The sequence below is a fragment of the Microcystis sp. M_QC_C_20170808_M3Col genome, from assembly GCF_007095505.1.
In the GTDB taxonomy this organism is placed as follows: Bacteria; Cyanobacteriota; Cyanobacteriia; order Cyanobacteriales; family Microcystaceae; genus Microcystis.
Map to the genome: position 1 here is coordinate 1 of NZ_SFBY01000417.1, position 18,772 is coordinate 18,772.

Below are 18,772 nucleotides of genomic sequence, written 5' to 3' on the forward strand. Positions count from 1 at the left end.
AAGACCAGAACAGAGTAAATCTGTTAAGGCAGGTGCGGAACCCCGCAAGGGAAAGAAGCAGAAACCTAAATCGTGAGGTTTGGGAATCACCGTCCGTTTACGGCGGTGAGGATGTCAACTACACTTCCCCATCTGTGGGAACCTAATCCTGAAAATATCTCTGGGGTTGCCCCAATCTTGTCCAGAAAACTCTTGCAACAAATAGCACAGATCTGTTATTATGGTTTGTCTGTGTCCCGATTAACCATACCAGTATTGAGAACAAGAAACGACTGTGGCTAATACAAAGTCTGCACTCAAACGAGTCCAAATCTCCGAAAGAAATCGTCTACGCAACAAAGCGTACAAGTCAGCCGTAAGAACCCTGATCAAAAAATGTCTTGTCGCTGTCTCAGCCTACGGAGCCAACCCCAGCCCAGAAGGGCTAGAAAGCGCCCAACAAGCTCTATCGGAAGCTTACAGTAAAATCGATAAAGCCGTCAAGCGCAACGTCTTGCACCGGAACAACGGCGCTAGAAAAAAAGCCGGTTTAGCCAAAGCTTTGCAAAAAGTTAGCCAAGCTTCCTAAGAAACGATTAAGCTGTAATCAGGACAGACGCAACAAGCGATCGGGGGTCGATGCAATTAATAGATACGCACGTTCATTTGAACTTTGACGTTTTGCAAGCCGACTTGCCCGCTATCTCCGAACGTTGGCGAAGTGTGGGAGTCGTTCATCTGGTTCACTCCTGTGTTCAACCAGAGGAGTTTGCGGCAATTAAAGCCATTGCCGATCAATTTGGGGAAATTTCCTTCGCCGTCGGTTTACATCCCCTAGATGCCCAAAAATGGCGAGATAATAGTGCCGATCAGATCGAGACCCTAGCCCGATCTGATCGGCGCGTCGTGGCGATCGGGGAAATGGGTTTAGACTTCTATAAAGCGGATAATCAAGAGCAGCAAAAACAGGTCTTTTGGAGGCAGTTAGAAATCGCCCATCGTCTCGATAAACCCGTGATTATCCATTGTCGAGATGCGGCCCCGACAATGCGGGAGGAAATCAGCACCTTTCGGCAACAAGTGGGCAAAATTGGCGGCGTGATGCACTGCTGGACTGGCAACCCCGAAGAAACTCAATGGTTTTTAGATTTGGGTTTTTACATCAGCTTTAGCGGCATTGTCACCTTCAAAAACAGTAAAACCGTGCAAGCTGCCGCCCAAATTGTCCCTGGCGATCGCATCCTGGTCGAAACCGATTGCCCCTTTCTCTCACCCAATCCCCACCGCGGTAAACCTTGCGAACCCTCTTTCGTCTTCCATGTGGCCGAAACCGTCGCCCGTCTGCGCGGCGTTTCCCTCGAAACCTTAGCCGAACAAACCACCCAGAACGCCCGCAACTTATTTCAACTCCCCAGTTAAAAAACATAGTTTATTAGCACAGAGCAGGGGACGGGGAAATGGGGAAATGGGGAAATGGGGAAATGGGGGAATTCAACTAAAACCCTAACATCCAACACCCAACCCCTAAAAACCCCGATCTCCGAGAGCAATTCCCGACCGTCGCTATCGTGTCATCAGCCCTTGTAACCCTATGAACAATCTTACCTTTAACCTCTTACCCGACCTCATCGAAATCCAACACTCCAGTTTTCGGTGGTTTTTGGAAGAAGGACTAATCGAGGAACTGAATAGCTTTTCCCCCATCAGCGACTATACAGGTAAATTAGAACTACATTTCCTCGGGCAGGACTACAGACTCAAAGAACCGAAATACAACGTCGATGAAGCCAAACGACGCGATAGCACCTATTCCGTTCAGATGTACGTTCCCACCCGTTTAATCAACAAAGAAACGGGAGAAAACATCGAACAGGAAGTCTTTATCGGCGATTTACCCCTGATGACCGAACGGGGAACCTTTATTATTAACGGGGCCGAACGAGTCATCGTCAATCAGATCGTCCGTTCCCCCGGTGTTTACTACAAAGCCGAAATCGACAAAAACGGTCGCCGTACCTACTCCGCTTCCCTGATTCCCAACCGAGGAGCTTGGTTAAAATTTGAAACCGACAAAAACGGCTTAGTCTGGGTCAGAATCGACAAAACCCGCAAATTATCCGCCCAAGTTCTCCTGAAAGCGATCGGATTGAGCGATAACGAAATCTTTGACTCCCTACGCCATCCCGAATTCTACCAAAAAACCCTCGACAAAGAAGGCAATCCCACCGAAGAAGAGGCACTCCTCGACCTGTACCGCAAACTACGCCCCGGGGAACCTCCCACCGTCACCGGCGGACAACAACTGCTCGAATCGCGCTTTTTTGACAATAAACGCTACGATCTTGGTCGCGTTGGTCGTTATAAACTCAACAAAAAACTACGCCTCAACGTCCCCGATAACCAGCGCGTTCTGACCACCACCGACATTTTATCGGCGATCGACTACCTAATTAACCTCGAATTTGACATCGGCAACACCGACGACATCGACCACCTCGGCAACCGTCGCGTCCGTTCCGTGGGTGAACTGCTCCAAAACCAAGTGCGAGTGGGTTTAAACCGCTTAGAAAGAATCATTCGGGAACGGATGACCGTCAGCGAATCCCAAAACCTCACCCCCGCTTCCCTAGTCAACCCGAAACCCCTAGTAGCGGCGATTAAAGAATTCTTTGGTTCCTCGCAACTCTCCCAGTTCATGGATCAAACCAATCCCCTAGCGGAATTGACCCATAAACGCCGCATTTCCGCCCTCGGCCCCGGCGGTCTCACCCGGGAACGGGCCGGTTTTGCCGTGCGCGACATCCACCCCTCCCACCACGGTCGCATTTGTCCGGTGGAAACCCCAGAAGGTCCCAACGCCGGTTTAATCGGTTCCCTGGCCACCTACGCTCGCGTCAACGACTACGGTTTTATTGAAACCCCCTGTTATGTCGTGGAAAATGGCCGAGTACGCTATGATCTCCCCGTTAAATACCTAACCGCCGACGAAGAAGACGATCTGCGGGTAGCACCGGGAGACGTGGCCACCGATGAAAATGGTTATATCCTCGGCGAAACTATCCCGGTGCGCTATCGGCAGGAATTCTCCACCACTTCCCCCGAACAAGTGGACTACGTTTGTGTTTCCCCCGTCCAAATTGTCTCGGTGGCAACTTCCCTGATTCCCTTCCTCGAACACGACGACGCTAACCGCGCCCTCATGGGTTCTAATATGCAACGACAAGCGGTTCCCCTGCTGCGTCCCGAACGTCCCCTTGTGGGTACCGGATTGGAAGCACAGGCCGCTCGCGACTCTGGCATGGTCATCGTTTCCCGTACCAATGGGGTCGTTTCCTACGTCGATGCTAACCGGATTCGCATCAAAGTGGCGGATGAAGACAAAGAGATTTTCGGCAAGAGCGAGATCGAGTACGAAATTCAGAAATATCAACGCTCTAACCAAGATACCTGCTTAAATCAGCGTCCTTTAGTCTATCAAGGGGAACAGGTTGTCCCTGGGCAGATCCTCGCCGATGGTTCCGCCACCGAAGGAGGGGAAATCGCCCTCGGCCAGAATATCCTCGTCGCCTATATGCCCTGGGAAGGCTATAACTACGAAGACGCAATTTTAATCAGTGAAAGACTGGTGGCACAAGATGTCTATACCAGTATCCACATCGAAAAATACGAAATCGAAGCCCGTCAAACTAAACTTGGACCAGAGGAAATCACCAGGGAAATTCCCAACGTCGGTGAAGATGCCCTGCGAAACCTCGATGAACGCGGCATTATTCGCATCGGTGCTTGGGTAGAAGCAAGCGATATCCTCGTCGGGAAAGTCACCCCGAAAGGCGAATCAGACCAACCCCCCGAAGAAAAACTACTGCGGGCGATTTTCGGCGAAAAGGCACGGGATGTACGGGATAACTCCCTACGCGTCCCCAACGGCGAAAAAGGCCGGGTAGTAGATGTGCGGGTATTTACCCGCGAACAGGGGGATGAATTACCCCCCGGGGCCAATATGGTGGTGCGGGTCTATGTTGCCCAAAAACGCAAAATCCAAGTGGGCGATAAAATGGCGGGTCGTCACGGCAATAAAGGGATTATTTCTCGGATTCTGCCCCTAGAAGATATGCCCTACCTCCCCGATGGTCGTCCCGTCGATATCGTTCTCAATCCCCTGGGGGTTCCCAGTCGCATGAACGTCGGTCAGGTGTTTGAATGTTTACTGGGTTGGGCCGGCGAAAATCTAGGCGTACGCTTTAAGATTACTCCCTTTGACGAAATGTACGGGGAAGAAGCCAGCCGTTTAACCGTCCACGGATTGCTAGAAAGTGCCTCGAAAAAACCCAATCGCGATTGGGTGTTCAAGGAAGAACACGCCGGCAAAGTCACCGTTTACGATGGTCGCACCGGGGAACCCTTTGACCGTCCCGTTACCGTCGGTATGGCCTATATGTTAAAACTGGTTCACCTGGTTGATGATAAAATTCACGCCCGTTCTACCGGTCCCTACTCCTTGGTTACCCAGCAACCCTTGGGCGGTAAAGCTCAACAGGGGGGTCAGCGCTTCGGAGAAATGGAAGTCTGGGCCCTAGAGGCCTACGGGGCGGCCTATACCTTGCAGGAATTGCTAACGGTAAAATCCGATGATATGCAAGGACGGAATGAGGCTTTAAATGCGATCGTAAAAGGCAAGCCGATTCCCCGCCCAGGTACGCCAGAATCCTTTAAGGTTTTGATGCGAGAATTGCAATCCCTCGGCCTCGATATCGCCGTTCACAAGGTGGAAAATGCCCCCGATGGTACTTCCCGCGATGTGGAGGTGGATCTGATGGTCGATGTCGGTCGTCGCGCCCCCTCTCGCCCCACCTACGAATCCTTAACCACGGAAGACCTTGAAGAAGAAGAATCGGAAGTGTAATTTCAGTGATCAGTGAGGGGTTAGGTGATGGGGAAATGGGGAAATGGGGAAATGGGGGAATTCAACTAAAACCCCAACACCCTAAAACCCTAAAACCCCAACACCCCACACCTAACCCCTATAACCAATCTTGTTACTGTTCACCGATGGCTGATAGCTAATAGCTGTTTAATTATTACTGGGATCGAGATGTTTTATAACCAAACTGTTGACAAAGGAAAACTGAAAAAACTGATCGCTTGGGCCTATCAAAACTACGGTTCGGCGCGCTGTTCACAAATGGCCGATGAATTGAAAAACCTCGGGTTTCGTTTCGCTACCAAAGCAGGGGTTTCCATTAGTGTGGATGATTTAACCGTACCGCCGGCTAAACGACAGATGATCGAAAGTGCCGAACAGGAAATCCGGCAAACCGAACAGCGTTATGTGCGCGGGGAAATCACCGAAGTGGAACGCTTCCAAAAAGTAATCGACACTTGGAATAGTACATCCGAATCACTTAAAGATGAAGTAATTCGCAACTTCCAAGTTACCGATCCCCTCAACTCCGTCTATATGATGGCTTTCTCCGGGGCGCGGGGTAATATGAGCCAAGTGCGTCAGTTAGTCGGAATGCGGGGATTAATGGCTAATCCCCAGGGGGAAATTATTGACCTCCCGATTAAGACTAACTTCCGGGAAGGATTGACCGTTACCGAATACGTTATTTCCTCCTACGGGGCGCGCAAAGGGTTAGTTGATACAGCCCTACGGACGGCAGATTCCGGTTATCTGACCCGTCGTCTCGTCGATGTGTCCCAAGATGTCATCGTCCGCGAGGCAGATTGTGGCACCAATCGTTACATCGAATTAACCGCCATGACCGATGGTGATCGCGTGTTAATTCCCTTAAGCGATCGCTTATTAGGTCGTTCCTTGGCCGAAGATGTGGTGGTCAATGGAGAAGTGATCGCCACCCGCAACCAGATTATCGATGACGAAACCGCCGAAAAACTAGGGCTACTCGTCGATAAAATCAAAGTCCGCAGCCCCTTAACCTGTGAAGCAGCCCGCTCGGTTTGTCAAACCTGTTACGGTTGGAGTCTGGCCCACGGTCATCCGGTGGATATGGGGGAAGCAGTGGGGATTATTGCCGCCCAATCGATCGGGGAACCGGGGACTCAGTTAACCATGCGTACCTTCCACACTGGGGGCGTATTTACCGGAGAAGTAGCCCGGCAAGTGCGGAGTCCCTTCGAGGCAACCGTGCGTTTTCTGCCGGGGTTAAGTATCCGTAACGTGCGAACTCGCCACGGGGATGAACGGGATCAGGTGGAGGCCCCGGGGGAAATTAAATTAACACCCAAGGATAAAACCAAAGAAACCGTCACCTACTCTTTGACTCCGGGATCGCTGCTATTCGTCACCGATGGGGCAACAGTAAGCGAGGAACAGTTACTAGCGGAAATTACCTCCGATAAAGTCCAAAAATCCACGGAAAAAGCCACAAAAGACGTAACTAGTGACTTAGCCGGCGAGGTGCTATTCTCCCAATTAGTCCCAGAGGAAAAAACCGATCGCCAAGGCAACACCACCCGCATCGCCCAACGGGGGGGATTATTATGGATTCTCTCCGGAGAAGTGTATAACTTGCCAACCGGGGCTGAACCCGTGGTCAGTAACGGCGATACAGTACAAGTGGGGGATGTGCTGGCGGAAACTAAGCTGGTATCCACTAACGGCGGTTTGGTGCGTTTAGCCCCCAATAGCCGGGAAATCGATATCGTCACCGCTTCCGTGTCCTTGGATCAGGCCGAAGTAAAAGTAGAAAGTAGCGCCGGCCGGGAACAATTTATTATTCATACGGTCGATGGTCAACGCTTCCTGCTGAAAACCACTCCGGGGACAAAAGTACAGAATCATGCCATTGTCGCCGAGTTAATCGACGATCGCTATCAAACCCACACCGGCGGCATGATTAAATACGTCGATATCGAAGTCTCCAAAGGCAGCCGCAAACAGGGTTATGAAATCACCAAAGGCGGCACGATCCTCTGGATTCCCGAAGAAACCCACGAAGTCAATAAAGATATCTCCCTCTTACAGGTGGAAGATGGACAGTATGTGGAAGCAGGGGAAGAAGTGGTTAAAGACATCTTCTGTAACTCTAGCGGTGTGGTGGAAGTCATCCAGAAAAATGACATCCTCCGGGAGATCATTGTCAAACCGGGGCTGTTATTTATGGATATCGAACCGGAATCCTCCGGAATTGCCCAAGAACAGTTAATTTACCCTGGGACACAGTTAACTCCGGAAGTCACGATCGAGGAGTTACGGCAAGCGGAATGGGTGGAAACTAACGAGGGTTTGGGATTACTACTGCGACCAGTACAGGAGTTCACCGTAGAGGACCAATCCACTTCTCCCACCCAAGGTTCCGCTAACCAAGAAGGAGGACGACATATCGAACTGCGATCGGTGCAGCGCATTTTCTTTAAAGACGGGGAAAGAGTTAAATCCGTCGAGGGTTGTCAACTGATCAGCACCCAATTAGTCCTAGAAATTTCTAGCGAAGAACCAGAATCGGTCTCCCATCTGACGGCCGATATCGAGTTAGAACCGATTGAGGACAGGGATTGTCAGCGTTTACAGTTAGTCATTCTCGAATCTCTGGTGCTGCGTCGAGATAGTGATAATGATCCTTTAGGGGGTAATATTCAGACTCGCGTTCTCGTCCAAGATGGCGATGAAATTCCACCGGGGGCAGTGGTGGCCCGGACCGAAATCCAGTGTAAGGAAGCTGGGGAAATTCGCGGGATTCGCAAGGGCAGCGAAGCGGTACGCCGTCTTTTAATTGTCAGTGACCGTGACGAGTTTATTCTCCCGCTCGCTGTTGCTCCCACCGTCAAAGCCGGGGATCTGGTAATCGCCGAAGCTGAGATCGCTGCCAAAGTTTTAGCCCCCAATTCTGGTCAAGTGCTGGCCGTTGACCAAACCACCACCGGCTATGAAATCCGTTTGCGTAAGGCCCGACCCTACCGAGTATCGTCCGGGGCAATTCTGCATATCGATGAGGGGGATTTAGTCCAACGGGGCGATAATTTGGTGCTGTTGGTGTTTGAGCGCTCGAAAACTGGGGATATCATTCAAGGTTTGCCGAGAATCGAAGAACTGCTCGAAGCCCGCAAACCGAAAGAGGCCTGTGTCCTGGCACGCAAACCGGGAGTTTGTCAAGTGGAGTACCAAGATTCTGAGATCGTCGATATTAAGGTGGTCGAGGATGACGGCACGATCAGTGAATATCCGCTTTTAGGCAGTCAAAACCCTCTGGTGAGCGATAATCAGCGTATCGATGTGGGTCAGGCGTTAACCGATGGTCAGGCTAATCCCCACGAGATTTTAGAGGTGTTCTTTAATTATTATGTGGATAGCTTGGGCAGTTACGAGGCAGCCCTGAAAGCTTTGGAAAAAACCCAGATGTTCCTCGTTGATCAGGTACAGTCGGTCTATCAATCCCAAGGGATCGATATTGCCGATAAACATATTGAAGTGATCGTGCGTCAGATGACTTCTAAGGTGCGGATCGATGACGGTGGCGATACCAGTATGTTACCTGGGGAATTGTTGGAACTGCGACAGGTGGAGACGGTAAACGAAGCCATGTCGATCACCGGTGGGGCGGCGGCTAAATATACGCCTGTACTACTGGGGATCACCAAAGCTTCCTTGAATACCGATAGCTTTATCAGTGCCGCCTCCTTCCAAGAAACCACCCGCGTCCTCACCGAAGCGGCGATCGAAGGCAAGTCCGACTGGTTACGGGGTCTCAAGGAAAACGTGATTATCGGTCGTCTGATTCCGGCGGGTACTGGCTTCAATTCCCACGAAAACATGGCGGGGATCAGCGATTACACCCCCCCAGAGGAGGAATATAACTACAACAATCGTAGCTATTACGCTCCCCCCAGCAGCCTCGGCTTGCCCCCTCGTCCCGGTTTCGGCGATAGTAGTGAGGATAGCGATATGATTCTTGACGATCAAACCGCTCGCGCCTACGCTGAGGGTGATGTGGTCGATTTAGAGGATGATGAGATGGCTTTCCTCTCTTCCCGCGGCAGCAGTCGCTTTAGTCGCCAACCCATCAGCGATCGCTGGTCAGAACCGGATGAGGAAGGGGGAGAGGACGATTTCGAGGAGGATTACGAAGAAGAATAATCGTCTGTGGAGATATTACAAGGAGGAGTGGCAGGAAAAACCCCTGTTATTCCCCAAAAACCTCCTCCTTCTCTCCCAAAACTCCCTAATTTTCTGGCTAACTCACCTCAGTTTGGCAATAAAAGAAGGCAGCCTTTCCTGTCAACCGGAAAGGAGACAAAGTTAAGATTTTAATAATTTTCTCTCAAGTCGGGATGACAGGATTTGAACCTGCGGCATCCTGCTCCCAAAGCAGGCGCGCTACCAAGCTGCGCTACATCCCGAAATAAACTCCTTTTTTAGTATAGCCTAAGAGCCGCATTCTTAATCGGGATACCAAAACATACCTTTGATACCTTCGGGATCGAGAACAAAACCGAGACGACGATAGAAATCCACCACCTGCGGATCGGCGAAAAGAGTTATGTTGCTGATGTCCTCACCCCGCAACTTCCTGATCATAAATTTCATTAATGCTTTACCAAAGCCTTTACTTTGATAGTGAGGATGAACAACCACATCCCAGACTGTAGCATTAAAAGCGTGATCGGAAGTGGCACGGGCAAAACCCACTAAACGACGGCGATTACCTCGCACTTCCCACATCGACACCACTAAAAAACTACATTCGATCGCCTTTTTAACTTTGCGTAAAGGACGACGGGCCCAACCTACCGAGTCACAAAGTTCTTCTAACTCATATAGATCTAGCTCTCGATCGGTACTAAAAAACACTCGCGTCTGTCCGAGGTCATTCTGGGCAACCTCTACCAAGTCTCCCGAATAGTCAGGAGATGCAGTGACTTCCGAGCTATTAAACAATCTTTTCCAAAAAACCATGCCGGGGGGCTACTGCCTCAATATTATCTTTTTAGCCTAGTATATTTTATTTTCCCCTGTCTAAGAACAATCGGGCAACCTGAGTCCAAATTTGATTGGTTGAGTACGGAGAGGGTGGGATTTGAACCCACGAACCATTGCTGGTTACTCGATTTCAAGTCGAGCGCGATCGACCACTCTGCCACCTCTCCAAGGCAGCCAGACCTATATCTTATCATTAGATCTATTGCACAAATCAAAAAATTTTCTGCCAATGTAGGGAAAAGAGGTGCATATTATCGGGTTAAAGGTTAAAATTTCCCCCTTCCCCGACTTCTGCAAGAAATCTATTCTAGTCAATTGAGGGCGCAATTAGGGCTTTCTGAGCAGGATTTTTGGGGGCCGATCGGCCAGATCCGGACTACTTCCCCTCACCACCCCCGTCAAGATGACCGACTTATTTCTTTAATTTCCGTAATTTTCGGCTTTCACGGGGAAAACTAAAATTAAAATAGGGGGGAGTGCCTTAAAATTGCTGTTTTGACGTATAATCACCTCAATAAAATTTAGAAGCTCCTAGAGTTGATAGTTTTAACATTTCTGAGAGGAAAATGTATTTATTATGAGTTCAATTATTGAAATCGGCGACCAAAAAATTAACCAGTCACAGGTCTTGCCTCTTTTGGCAAAATATGGTATGTTACCCCAGTTAATCCGGGAAGTAATTATCGAGCAAGCGATCGCCAATATCACCTGCAATCCCGAAGAAAGAAACGCCGCCTATTCCCGTTTCTATCAAAATAATCAAATTGCCAACGATGAACAAATGAAATCCTGGTTACGACAAAACGGGATGGATTCCGAACAACTAGAATGTCTAATTCTTCGGGACATTAAATTGGAAAAATTTAAACAGGAGACTTGGGATAACAAAGTAGAATCCTACTTCTTGCAAGTCAAAAATCAATTGGATAAGGTGGTTTATTCCCTGATTCGGACAAAAAATATCGGCATTGCCCAGGAACTATTTTTCCGGATACAGGATCGAGAAAATACCTTCGCTGAACTAGCTAAAAAATACTCCCAGGGAGCAGAAGCGGAAACCGGAGGACTAATCGGACCGGTGGAACTGAGCGCCCCCCATCCCCAGATCGGGCAAATTCTCAAGGCAAGTAAACCGGGGCAACTGTGGCCACCGACGCAAGTGGGAGAATGGGTCGTGATTGTCCGACTGGAAAAATATTTATCCTGTGAACTGGATCCTCCCACCCGTCAACGCTTACGCAATGATTTATTCCAACAATGGTTAACGGCTCAAATGCAAACAGTGAAATTTATCTCCGAATCAAACCCAGTCAATAGCGAGCAGGTATCGATTATATAGCATTTCCTTGCAACACTGGGTAAACCTAGTCTTTTCGCCTAATTAGGGTTTGCTGAATAAATCTAAAAACATTGTTCGATAAGACTTTTAGACTTTTTGTCAATCAAAAAGTGCCAGCGATTGGAGTGATTGGGGGGAAAATTCCGGGACTTTTTCCCTGAACCCTCAAGAAAAACTTTTTGCCGCAAACCCTAATTATTTGCCAACTTAGTCAATTTTCGCCTAGCCAATGAGTTATACCACTTTAGATTTTACCGCCTTTCTGGAGACCGTACAGCCCTTCGATCGCCTGCCCGTCGAGGTTAGACGTTCCCTGGGCCAGAAATTACAACCCCTTCGCTATGAGATGGGCAATGCGATCCTCAAGTGCGATCGCAACGCGCTCGCTACGCGAGACCGCTTACCCTCCCATCTCGTCCTTCTCTACGAGGGAGAGGCCAGACTTTTGGGTTACGATGCTAGGGTTAACAATCCGCTGCCGGTCACTTTGGCTAAATTACAGCCGGGGGATTTATTCGGGTGGATGAGTCTTCTGCGCGCTACCCCCTGTGAAACGGTGATCGCTTCTTCGGAAGTCACGATCTGTTTAACCTTAAAACAAGAGGATTTTTGGTCTTTAATCAAAAATTACCCGGAATTTAAGCAATATTTCTTTAAAGAAACCTCGATCGCTGAAGTTTATGCTCTCCTAGGCTCCTATCTTAATCAACAGGCCTGGGGTGGGGGGGACCTGAAAGAAATTGCTCAGGCTCTTTTAAACAAAGCTTGTGTGTCCTACAACCAGATTAACGATGATTATCTCTGGTTAGTCAGCGAAAATACCGATAATTATCCTATCGGCACAGTTATCACCCAGAACAATCCGACTAACACGCGCTTATTAGGTCTTTCCTCCGATCAGTTAGATGAATTCTTGACAGTTGAAACCGAAGCGGCTGCGGAAACAGAAACGGATGATATCCTAGAAACCCAAGTGATCAAGGGAAATAAACCCACCCAGGTATTAGATATACCCCAAGGAAGAATCAGCGACATCACCAGCGATATCGCCGTTGAAAAAACTGTCGAGAAAAACCGCAAATCCTATGCTTTTTTCGGGGGAAAAACGGAACTAGAGGCGGTGAGTGCCTGTTTTCAGATGCTCTGCAAATATTTTAATATCCCCTTTCGCAAGGACGTGATCCAACGCATACTAGGGGATCAACTGCAAAGAACCGGCAGCCTTTCCCTGCCCCTGTGTGGGGCTGTGGCCGAGGTAGTGGGACTCCATAGCCAATTAGTACCCCTAAATGCTTCTTCCTTGCCCAATATCAACCCTCCTGCCCTAATTCGCTGGCAAGACAGCATCGTTATCCTCTACGAAATTAATCAACGGGAAACCACGATCGCTGTTCCCCAAAGGGGGATAATTAAACGCAAAACCAGCGAATTTCTGGAATCTTGGGGCGAAAAAGGGGAAGTGATTCTGCTCAAACCCACCAAACACACCCAGCAACAGCGTTTTGGCCTATCATGGTTTTGGCCTTCTGTCAAGAAACATAAACGAGTCTTAATAGAAGTTTTTATCGCTTCTTTCTTCGTGCAGTTATTTGCCCTGGCCAATCCCTTGATGATTCAGGTGATCATCGATAAAGTGATTGTGCAGAATAGCCCGGAAACCTTGAATACCCTCGGGGTTTTCCTGTTAGTAATTGCCGTTTTTGAGGGAATTTTAACCTTTTTGAGAACATCCCTTTTTGTCGATACCACTAACCGCATCGACATGACCCTCGGTTCAGAAATTATCGATCACCTGCTGCGTTTACCCCTGAAATACTTTGAACGGCGGCCAGTGGGGGAAATTTCGACAAGAATCAACGAATTAGAGAATATTCGGCAATTTTTAACGGGTACAGCCCTAACAGTGGTATTAGATGCCATTTTCTCGGTTATCTACATCGTGGTTATGTTGATCTATAGCCCGATTCTAACTGTTTGGGCCCTGGGAGTCGTGCCGATTTTAGTTCTCTCCACAGCTATTTTCGCACCGATCGTGCGGCGACAACTGCGCGCAAAAGCCGAACGAAACGCCGAAACCCAATCCTATCTGGTGGAGGTAATGACGGGAATTCAAACGGTGAAAGCACAGAATATCGAATTGCGTTCCCGTTGGCAGTGGCAAGAACGTTATGCGCGCTATGTGGCCGAAGGTTTTCAAACGGTAATGACCTCAACTTTGGCCGGTTCCTTTAGTCACTTCTTTAACCAATTATCGGGTTTATTAGTGCTTTGGGTGGGAGCAGCCCTAGTTTTAGACGGAAAACTCACTCTTGGTCAATTAATCGCCTTCCGGATTATCGCTTCCTACGTTACCTCGCCGATTCTGCGTTTGACCCAACTCTGGCAAAACTTCCAAGAAACCGGCTTATCCCTGGAAAGATTAGCCGATATCGTCGATACTCCCCAAGAAGCGGAACTCGATCGCCAAAACATCCCCATGCCCTTAATTAAAGGCACTGTCACCTACGAAAACCTCGCTTTCCGCTTCAATCCCCACGGACCTCTGCAACTATACAACGTCAACTTAGAATTCCCCGCCGGTACTTTTGTCGCTTTGGTGGGAGAAAGTGGTGCTGGGAAAAGTACCATCACTAAACTATTAGCCCGTCTCTACGAACCAGAATCGGGACGGATTCTCATCGACGGCTACGATATCAACAAAGTGGAACTCTATTCCCTGCGTCGTCAAATCGGCATGGTTCCCCAAGAAACCCTATTATTTGACGGTACGGTACAGGAAAATATCGCCCTGACTAACCCCGATGCGACTGTGGAGGAAATTGTCTCGGCAGCAAAAACGGCGGCAGCCCACGAATTTATTATGACCCTGCCCAATGGCTATAATACCCGCGTCGGTGAACGGGGGGCATCCCTATCGGGGGGACAACGACAACGGGTTGCGATCGCTCGTTCCGTCCTGCAAAGACCGCAAATTCTCATTCTTGATGAGGCCACCAGCGCCCTCGACTATAACACCGAACGGCAAGTGTGCATCAATCTCAAAGAAGCTTTCAAGGATCATACGGTCTTCTTTATTACCCATCGTTTAGCTTCGATCAAATCCGCCGATATTATTGTCATGATGGATAAAGGGACAGTAGCGGAGGAAGGCACCCACGAGGAATTAATGGCCAAAAAAGGCCTTTACTATACTCTCTATAAACAACAGGATTCGCAAATCTAGTCAGTCAGTCGTCAGTTATCAGTAATCAGTAAACGGTTATCGGTTCACTGATTACTGAAAAAATAAATATAGGAGAATCCCCATGAACGGTAATTCTAACAACGGTCAAAACGGCAACAGCAACGCTAAAAGCGATGAACTGACCCAAGCGGGTAAAAACGTGGCCACTACCACGAAAAATAAAAGTATTACCCCTTCTTTACCCACTTTCAGCCCACCAGAACAATCGGTGATCCTGAAACAATCGCCCATTTGGTCGCGGACGATTATCTGGACATTAATGAGTGTCACCACTGCCGCTTTAATTTGGTCAGCGCTCGCCAAAATCGAGCAGGTGGTCGGCGCTCAAGGACAACTTAAACCCCAGGGCAAAGTCCAAGAAGTACAAGCACCGGTGAATGGGGTAGTACAGGAAGTTAAAGTTAAAGACGGCGATCGAGTTAACAAAGGTGATGTACTGGTTTTAATGGATTCCAGTGCCTCGCAAGTGCAGTTAGAATCCTTGAGAAAAATTCGCGCCAGTGCCGAGAAGGAAAATCAATTCTATCGTCTGTTAATGGCGCAGGATCTGACACCGGCACAAGTGGAGAGTTCGATCGCTCAATTAAAATTACCGAGTGAAATCGCCGATTTAGCCCGTAATCGTGCCGCTTTAGTGGCGGAAAATCAACTTTATCAAGCACAGGTCAGTGAAGGTGCTTCTAGCTCTGCTTTACAAGGGGATCAATTAGCCCGTTTAGGGGCTGCCCGACGGGAATCCAATTCTCGACAAGCGGCCGCTAGATTGGAAATGGAACAATTAGAAAAACAATTGGCCCAAACCAGGGTACAGTTGGCCGATGCCCGCTCGCAATTAATCAATGATCGCTTCGTCTTAGAAGAAATTAAGACTCGTAATGCCAATTCGATGAAACAGGGCCAAGAAAGCTTGGATATCGAGCGTAATATTCTCAAAGATATTGAACCCTTGGGGGATGAAGGAGCGGTCGCCCGTTATCAGATTAATAAACAAAAACAATCGGTAACTGATCGCCAGAATGAACTGCAGCAGCAAGAGGCTAACGGCGAAATCGATCGAGAAAAACAAGAGAAAGAAGTACAAACCCGCATCGCCGAAATTTCCCGCTTGGAACAGGAAGAAAAGCGTTATTTCCTGTTGATCTCCCAAGCGCAAGAAAAGCTGATTAATACCACAGTAATCACGGAAAAAGATGTGCGCGATAAAATGGCGGACAATTACAAACGGATCGCTGAAATCGATAGTCAGATCAGTCGCATTATCATTGATAACAACAAGCGCATTGCTGAGTTAGATAGTCAAATTAGTCAAGCACAACAGACCATTAAATATCAAAAAATTACCGCCCCGATTGATGGTGTGGTCTTTGATCTCAAGGCGCGGCCCGGGTTTGTTCCCCAACCGAGTCAAGCGGAAGCATTATTAAAACTTGTTCCCGATGGCTGTCCCACCCAGGTCAAAGATGCCGCTAAAGGTTGTTTAGTGGCAGAGGTGGATGTGACTAACCAAGACATCGGTTTTGTGCGCGTGGGACAAAAAGCCGATATTCGCATTGATTCCTTTTCCTACAGTGAATACGGCGATATTAAGGGAGAAGTAATCTCGATCGGTTCCGATGCTTTACCTCCCGATGAAAATCACCGTTTTTATCGGTTCCCTGTCCGGGTAAGCTTGAACAGTCAAGAGTTAGTTTTGAAAGATAAATCCACTCTGCCGCTGCAATCGGGGATGTCTGTGAGTGTTAACATCAAAGTCAATGAAAATCGCACCGTTTTGGGACTATTTACCGATATGTTCAATAAACAGGTGGATACTCTCAAACAAGTCCGTTAAGCGAAAAAATTCGGGGGTAGATCCTGCCAACGGCCCGATCCGATCGCACTAATCGCTTCCGAGAGGTTAACTGCACCGGTATAAAGGGCGCGGCCCACGATTACTCCCGTTACTCCTAAAGGTTCCAAAGACAATAAACTCAGTAAGTCCGTCAGGGAACTAATACCCCCGGAGGCGATCACGGGAATTTCGACGGATTCGGCTAATTCTCGCAAAGCAGCGAGATTAGGGCCAGAAAGGGTGCCATCTCGATGAATATCAGTGTATATAATCGTACTGGCTCCTCTTTTTGCCATATCTTGACCAAGAGCGATCGCCTCTACCTCGGAAGTTTCTAACCAACCCCGGGTGGCTACTTTGCCATCGCGAGCATCAATACCGACAATTATTTGCCCCGGAAAGCTTTGACAAAGTTCGCTGACTAATTCTGGCTTTTCTACGGCTACTGTCCCTAAAATCGCCTTTTCTACCCCGATTTTTAGGAGATTACTCACCGTTTCTAGATCCCGCAGTCCACCCCCCACCTGTACGGGAATGGCAATATCATTAAGAATTGTTTCAATGGTTGACAAATTAACCGATTTACCCTCTTTGGCTCCATCCAAATCAACTAAATGTAATCTGGTTGCCCCCTGATTGACCCATTCTCGCGCCACTATTGCGGGATTATCGTTAAAAACCTGCGATTGTTGGTAATCTCCCTGATAAAGTCGCACACATTTGCCCTCGAGAATATCAATAGCGGGGATAACTTCCATGTTTTTCTCAATATCTAACTAAGGAGCGTTTTTTATTATATAGTACCAGCCGTCAGCCTTGAATCAGTGATCACTGATCAGTTTTGAGTCTGACAGGGGAACAAGACCTCTCAAAGCATTGTCCATAAAGGTTTTGAGGCTTCTCAGTTACAAACAGATACATCGCTTTCAGCCAAAAAGCTAACGAGAGAATCAGGGATTTGGGCGAGCTTACTAGAAATTCTTGTCAACAACGGGGGGTGAGCTGCATCGAACTTTTTCGCTCGAACACCCCAAAAAGCTTGTGCTGTAAGGAGTTCAGCCAGCTTGTCCCCCTGTCAGGTTTTGAGTATTAAGTGAGCAGTATGTATTAAGTGTGCATCATCAAATGGCAGTAACAGTGCTGTCTTTTCACTGATTACTGTTTACTGATCACTGATTACTGATTATCGATTCCTAGGGGAAAAATTCTTCTAGAATGATAAGTACATATACGAGAGGAATTATACTTATGTCTGCTGGGAAGTTTCAAACAGCCGCTTCATTATCCGATCGAGAGCTAGAAATACTCGATTTAGTGGCTAATGGTTTAACTAATCAAGAAATCTCGGAAAAGCTAGAGATTAGCAAGCGTACCGTTGATAATCATATTAGTAATATCTTGACAAAAACAAAAACCGATAATCGGGTGGAATTGGTGCGTTGGGCATTGCATTGGGGTAAAGTTTGTCTGGATGATATTAATTGTTGTATCCTTCCTTCCCCAGTGCCGACCGATGATCAGGTTTCCTAAACTTCTTGGACTTTTTCTTGCGGTTAATATCATCAGTCTGGGGGGATGTAGTGATGCGGGTTTTGTCACCCCTCCCCAACAGCTTTTAGGAAATACTTTAAATACCCCTTCCTCTGAAGATAATCCCCGTTTTAACTACGATGGTCGTTATCTGGTCTTTGCCTCCGATCGCATGGGACAACGAACGATTTATTTATTCGATCGAGTGGCTAATCGTTTAGTTCCCCTGCCAGGGTTAAATCAAGCAAAAACCTATCAAGATCAACCGGATATTAGTGCCGATGGTCGCTATATTGTTTATGTATCGGAACAGTCCGGTAAACCCGATATATATATTTATGATCGACAAACTCTGCAAGCAAAAAATATCACCGAAAATATTTTAGGAGAAGTGCGTCGTCCGACGATTAGTGGTAACGGTCGTTTTATTGCTTTTGAAAGTAATCGTTTCGGTCAATGGAATCTGGAAATATTCGATCGAGGTGGCGAAATTTCTCCTTCTTTACCCCCGATCAATTCTTCCCCGTCCCGATAGTATTGGGGGAGAAGGGAGAAGGGTGTGGGGTGTGGGAAGATGGGAGACCACTTCGTGCGCGTTGCGGGGGAGATGGGAGAGGAGAATAAATAAAAATAATCTCCTGATTAACGAAGGCAGGAGGCAGGGGGCAGGAGGCCGTTTTTGTAACGGGGATTTATGCCCCGCTCCAAAAACTTTTCGCCTTAAGGCGAGGTTTTAGACCCGATTTTTTCGATAAGGTAGCCTTTTTGATTTTTTTGACATCCTCACCGGCGTAAAACGGACGGTGATTCCCAAACCTCACGATTTAGGTTTCTGCTTCTTTCCCTTGCGGGGTTCCGCACCTGCCTTAACAGATTTACTCTGTTCTGGTCTTATGGTCGCGACCCGGA

General features: G+C 48.1%; 11 protein-coding genes and 2 tRNA genes. 9 read left to right on the forward strand and 4 right to left on the reverse strand.

The window, feature by feature from the left end; genetic code table 11:
- The first annotated feature begins 274 nt into the window (after positions 1 to 274).
- From rpsT to EWV84_RS19160, 4 genes are all read left to right on the forward strand, one after another.
- A complete protein-coding gene (rpsT, locus tag EWV84_RS19145) occupies positions 275 to 568 on the forward strand; it encodes a 30S ribosomal protein S20 (protein ID WP_002737368.1) in 294 nt (97 codons plus the stop codon).
- 50 nt (positions 569 to 618) lie between these two features.
- A complete protein-coding gene (locus tag EWV84_RS19150) occupies positions 619 to 1,398 on the forward strand; it encodes a TatD family hydrolase (protein ID WP_287079375.1) in 780 nt (259 codons plus the stop codon).
- A gap of 172 nt (positions 1,399 to 1,570) precedes the next feature.
- Positions 1,571 to 4,882 carry a DNA-directed RNA polymerase subunit beta gene (gene rpoB, locus EWV84_RS19155; protein ID WP_287079378.1) on the forward strand — a complete coding sequence of 1,104 codons (3,312 nt, stop codon included), beginning with the start codon at positions 1,571 to 1,573 and terminating at the stop codon, positions 4,880 to 4,882.
- A gap of 189 nt (positions 4,883 to 5,071) precedes the next feature.
- A complete protein-coding gene (locus tag EWV84_RS19160) occupies positions 5,072 to 9,076 on the forward strand; it encodes a DNA-directed RNA polymerase subunit beta' (protein WP_287079379.1) in 4,005 nt (1,334 codons plus the stop codon).
- 189 nt (positions 9,077 to 9,265) lie between these two features.
- Here the strand turns inward: EWV84_RS19160 and EWV84_RS19165 are convergent.
- From EWV84_RS19165 to EWV84_RS19175, 3 genes are all read right to left on the reverse strand, one after another.
- Positions 9,266 to 9,339: transfer RNA gene (locus EWV84_RS19165), tRNA-Pro, on the reverse strand.
- Between the two features lie 40 nt (positions 9,340 to 9,379).
- The gene (locus EWV84_RS19170) at positions 9,380 to 9,895 is read right to left on the reverse strand and encodes a GNAT family N-acetyltransferase (protein ID WP_002736326.1); all 516 of its coding nucleotides are present in this window, start codon (positions 9,893 to 9,895) and stop codon (positions 9,380 to 9,382) included.
- A gap of 106 nt (positions 9,896 to 10,001) precedes the next feature.
- A tRNA-Ser gene (locus EWV84_RS19175) sits at positions 10,002 to 10,086 on the reverse strand.
- Positions 10,087 to 10,496: 410 nt separating this feature from the next.
- Here EWV84_RS19175 and EWV84_RS19180 point away from each other — a divergent pair.
- The 3 genes from EWV84_RS19180 to EWV84_RS19190 all read left to right on the forward strand — a co-directional run bounded on the left by EWV84_RS19180 (position 10,497) and on the right by EWV84_RS19190 (position 16,333).
- Positions 10,497 to 11,258, forward strand: a complete 762-nt coding sequence (locus tag EWV84_RS19180; protein WP_287079381.1) for a peptidylprolyl isomerase — start codon at positions 10,497 to 10,499, stop codon at positions 11,256 to 11,258.
- Between the two features lie 229 nt (positions 11,259 to 11,487).
- Complete coding sequence (locus tag EWV84_RS19185) at positions 11,488 to 14,481, forward strand: peptidase domain-containing ABC transporter (protein WP_287079383.1); 2,994 nt, start codon at positions 11,488 to 11,490, stop codon at positions 14,479 to 14,481.
- A gap of 82 nt (positions 14,482 to 14,563) precedes the next feature.
- Positions 14,564 to 16,333, forward strand: coding sequence for a beta-barrel domain-containing protein (locus EWV84_RS19190; RefSeq protein WP_287079384.1), 1,770 nt, complete (start codon positions 14,564 to 14,566; stop codon positions 16,331 to 16,333).
- Here the strand turns inward: EWV84_RS19190 and hisA are convergent.
- A complete protein-coding gene (gene hisA / locus EWV84_RS19195) occupies positions 16,330 to 17,091 on the reverse strand; it encodes a 1-(5-phosphoribosyl)-5-[(5-phosphoribosylamino)methylideneamino]imidazole-4-carboxamide isomerase (RefSeq protein ID WP_286825671.1) in 762 nt (253 codons plus the stop codon). The two genes, EWV84_RS19190 and hisA, sit on opposite strands and share 4 nt — an antisense overlap.
- 490 nt (positions 17,092 to 17,581) lie before the next feature.
- On the opposite strand from hisA, the gene pedR reads away from it, so the two are divergent.
- The gene (gene pedR / locus EWV84_RS19200; protein ID WP_002754772.1) at positions 17,582 to 17,863 is read left to right on the forward strand and encodes a photosynthetic electron transport-dependent transcriptional regulator PedR; all 282 of its coding nucleotides are present in this window, start codon (positions 17,582 to 17,584) and stop codon (positions 17,861 to 17,863) included.
- Positions 17,847 to 18,398, forward strand: coding sequence for a TolB family protein (locus tag EWV84_RS19205; protein WP_061430920.1), 552 nt, complete (start codon positions 17,847 to 17,849; stop codon positions 18,396 to 18,398). Before pedR ends, EWV84_RS19205 begins: the two co-directional genes overlap by 17 nt.
- Positions 18,399 to 18,772: the final 374 nt, after the last annotated feature.

Excerpts from the sequence above, each read along its gene's own strand:
- EWV84_RS19150 (WP_287079375.1), top strand. The coding sequence starts at position 619 with ATGCAATTAATAGATACGCACGTTCATTTGAACTTTGACGTTTTGCAA.
- rpoB (WP_287079378.1), top strand. The coding sequence starts at position 1,571 with ATGAACAATCTTACCTTTAACCTCTTACCCGACCTCATCGAAATCCAA.
- EWV84_RS19160 (WP_287079379.1), top strand. The coding sequence starts at position 5,072 with ATGTTTTATAACCAAACTGTTGACAAAGGAAAACTGAAAAAACTGATC.
- EWV84_RS19170 (WP_002736326.1), bottom strand. The coding sequence starts at position 9,895 with ATGGTTTTTTGGAAAAGATTGTTTAATAGCTCGGAAGTCACTGCATCT.
- EWV84_RS19180 (WP_287079381.1), top strand. The coding sequence starts at position 10,497 with ATGAGTTCAATTATTGAAATCGGCGACCAAAAAATTAACCAGTCACAG.
- EWV84_RS19185 (WP_287079383.1), top strand. The coding sequence starts at position 11,488 with ATGAGTTATACCACTTTAGATTTTACCGCCTTTCTGGAGACCGTACAG.
- EWV84_RS19190 (WP_287079384.1), top strand. The coding sequence starts at position 14,564 with ATGAACGGTAATTCTAACAACGGTCAAAACGGCAACAGCAACGCTAAA.
- hisA (WP_286825671.1), bottom strand. The coding sequence starts at position 17,091 with ATGGAAGTTATCCCCGCTATTGATATTCTCGAGGGCAAATGTGTGCGA.
- pedR (WP_002754772.1), top strand. The coding sequence starts at position 17,582 with ATGTCTGCTGGGAAGTTTCAAACAGCCGCTTCATTATCCGATCGAGAG.
- EWV84_RS19205 (WP_061430920.1), top strand. The coding sequence starts at position 17,847 with ATGATCAGGTTTCCTAAACTTCTTGGACTTTTTCTTGCGGTTAATATC.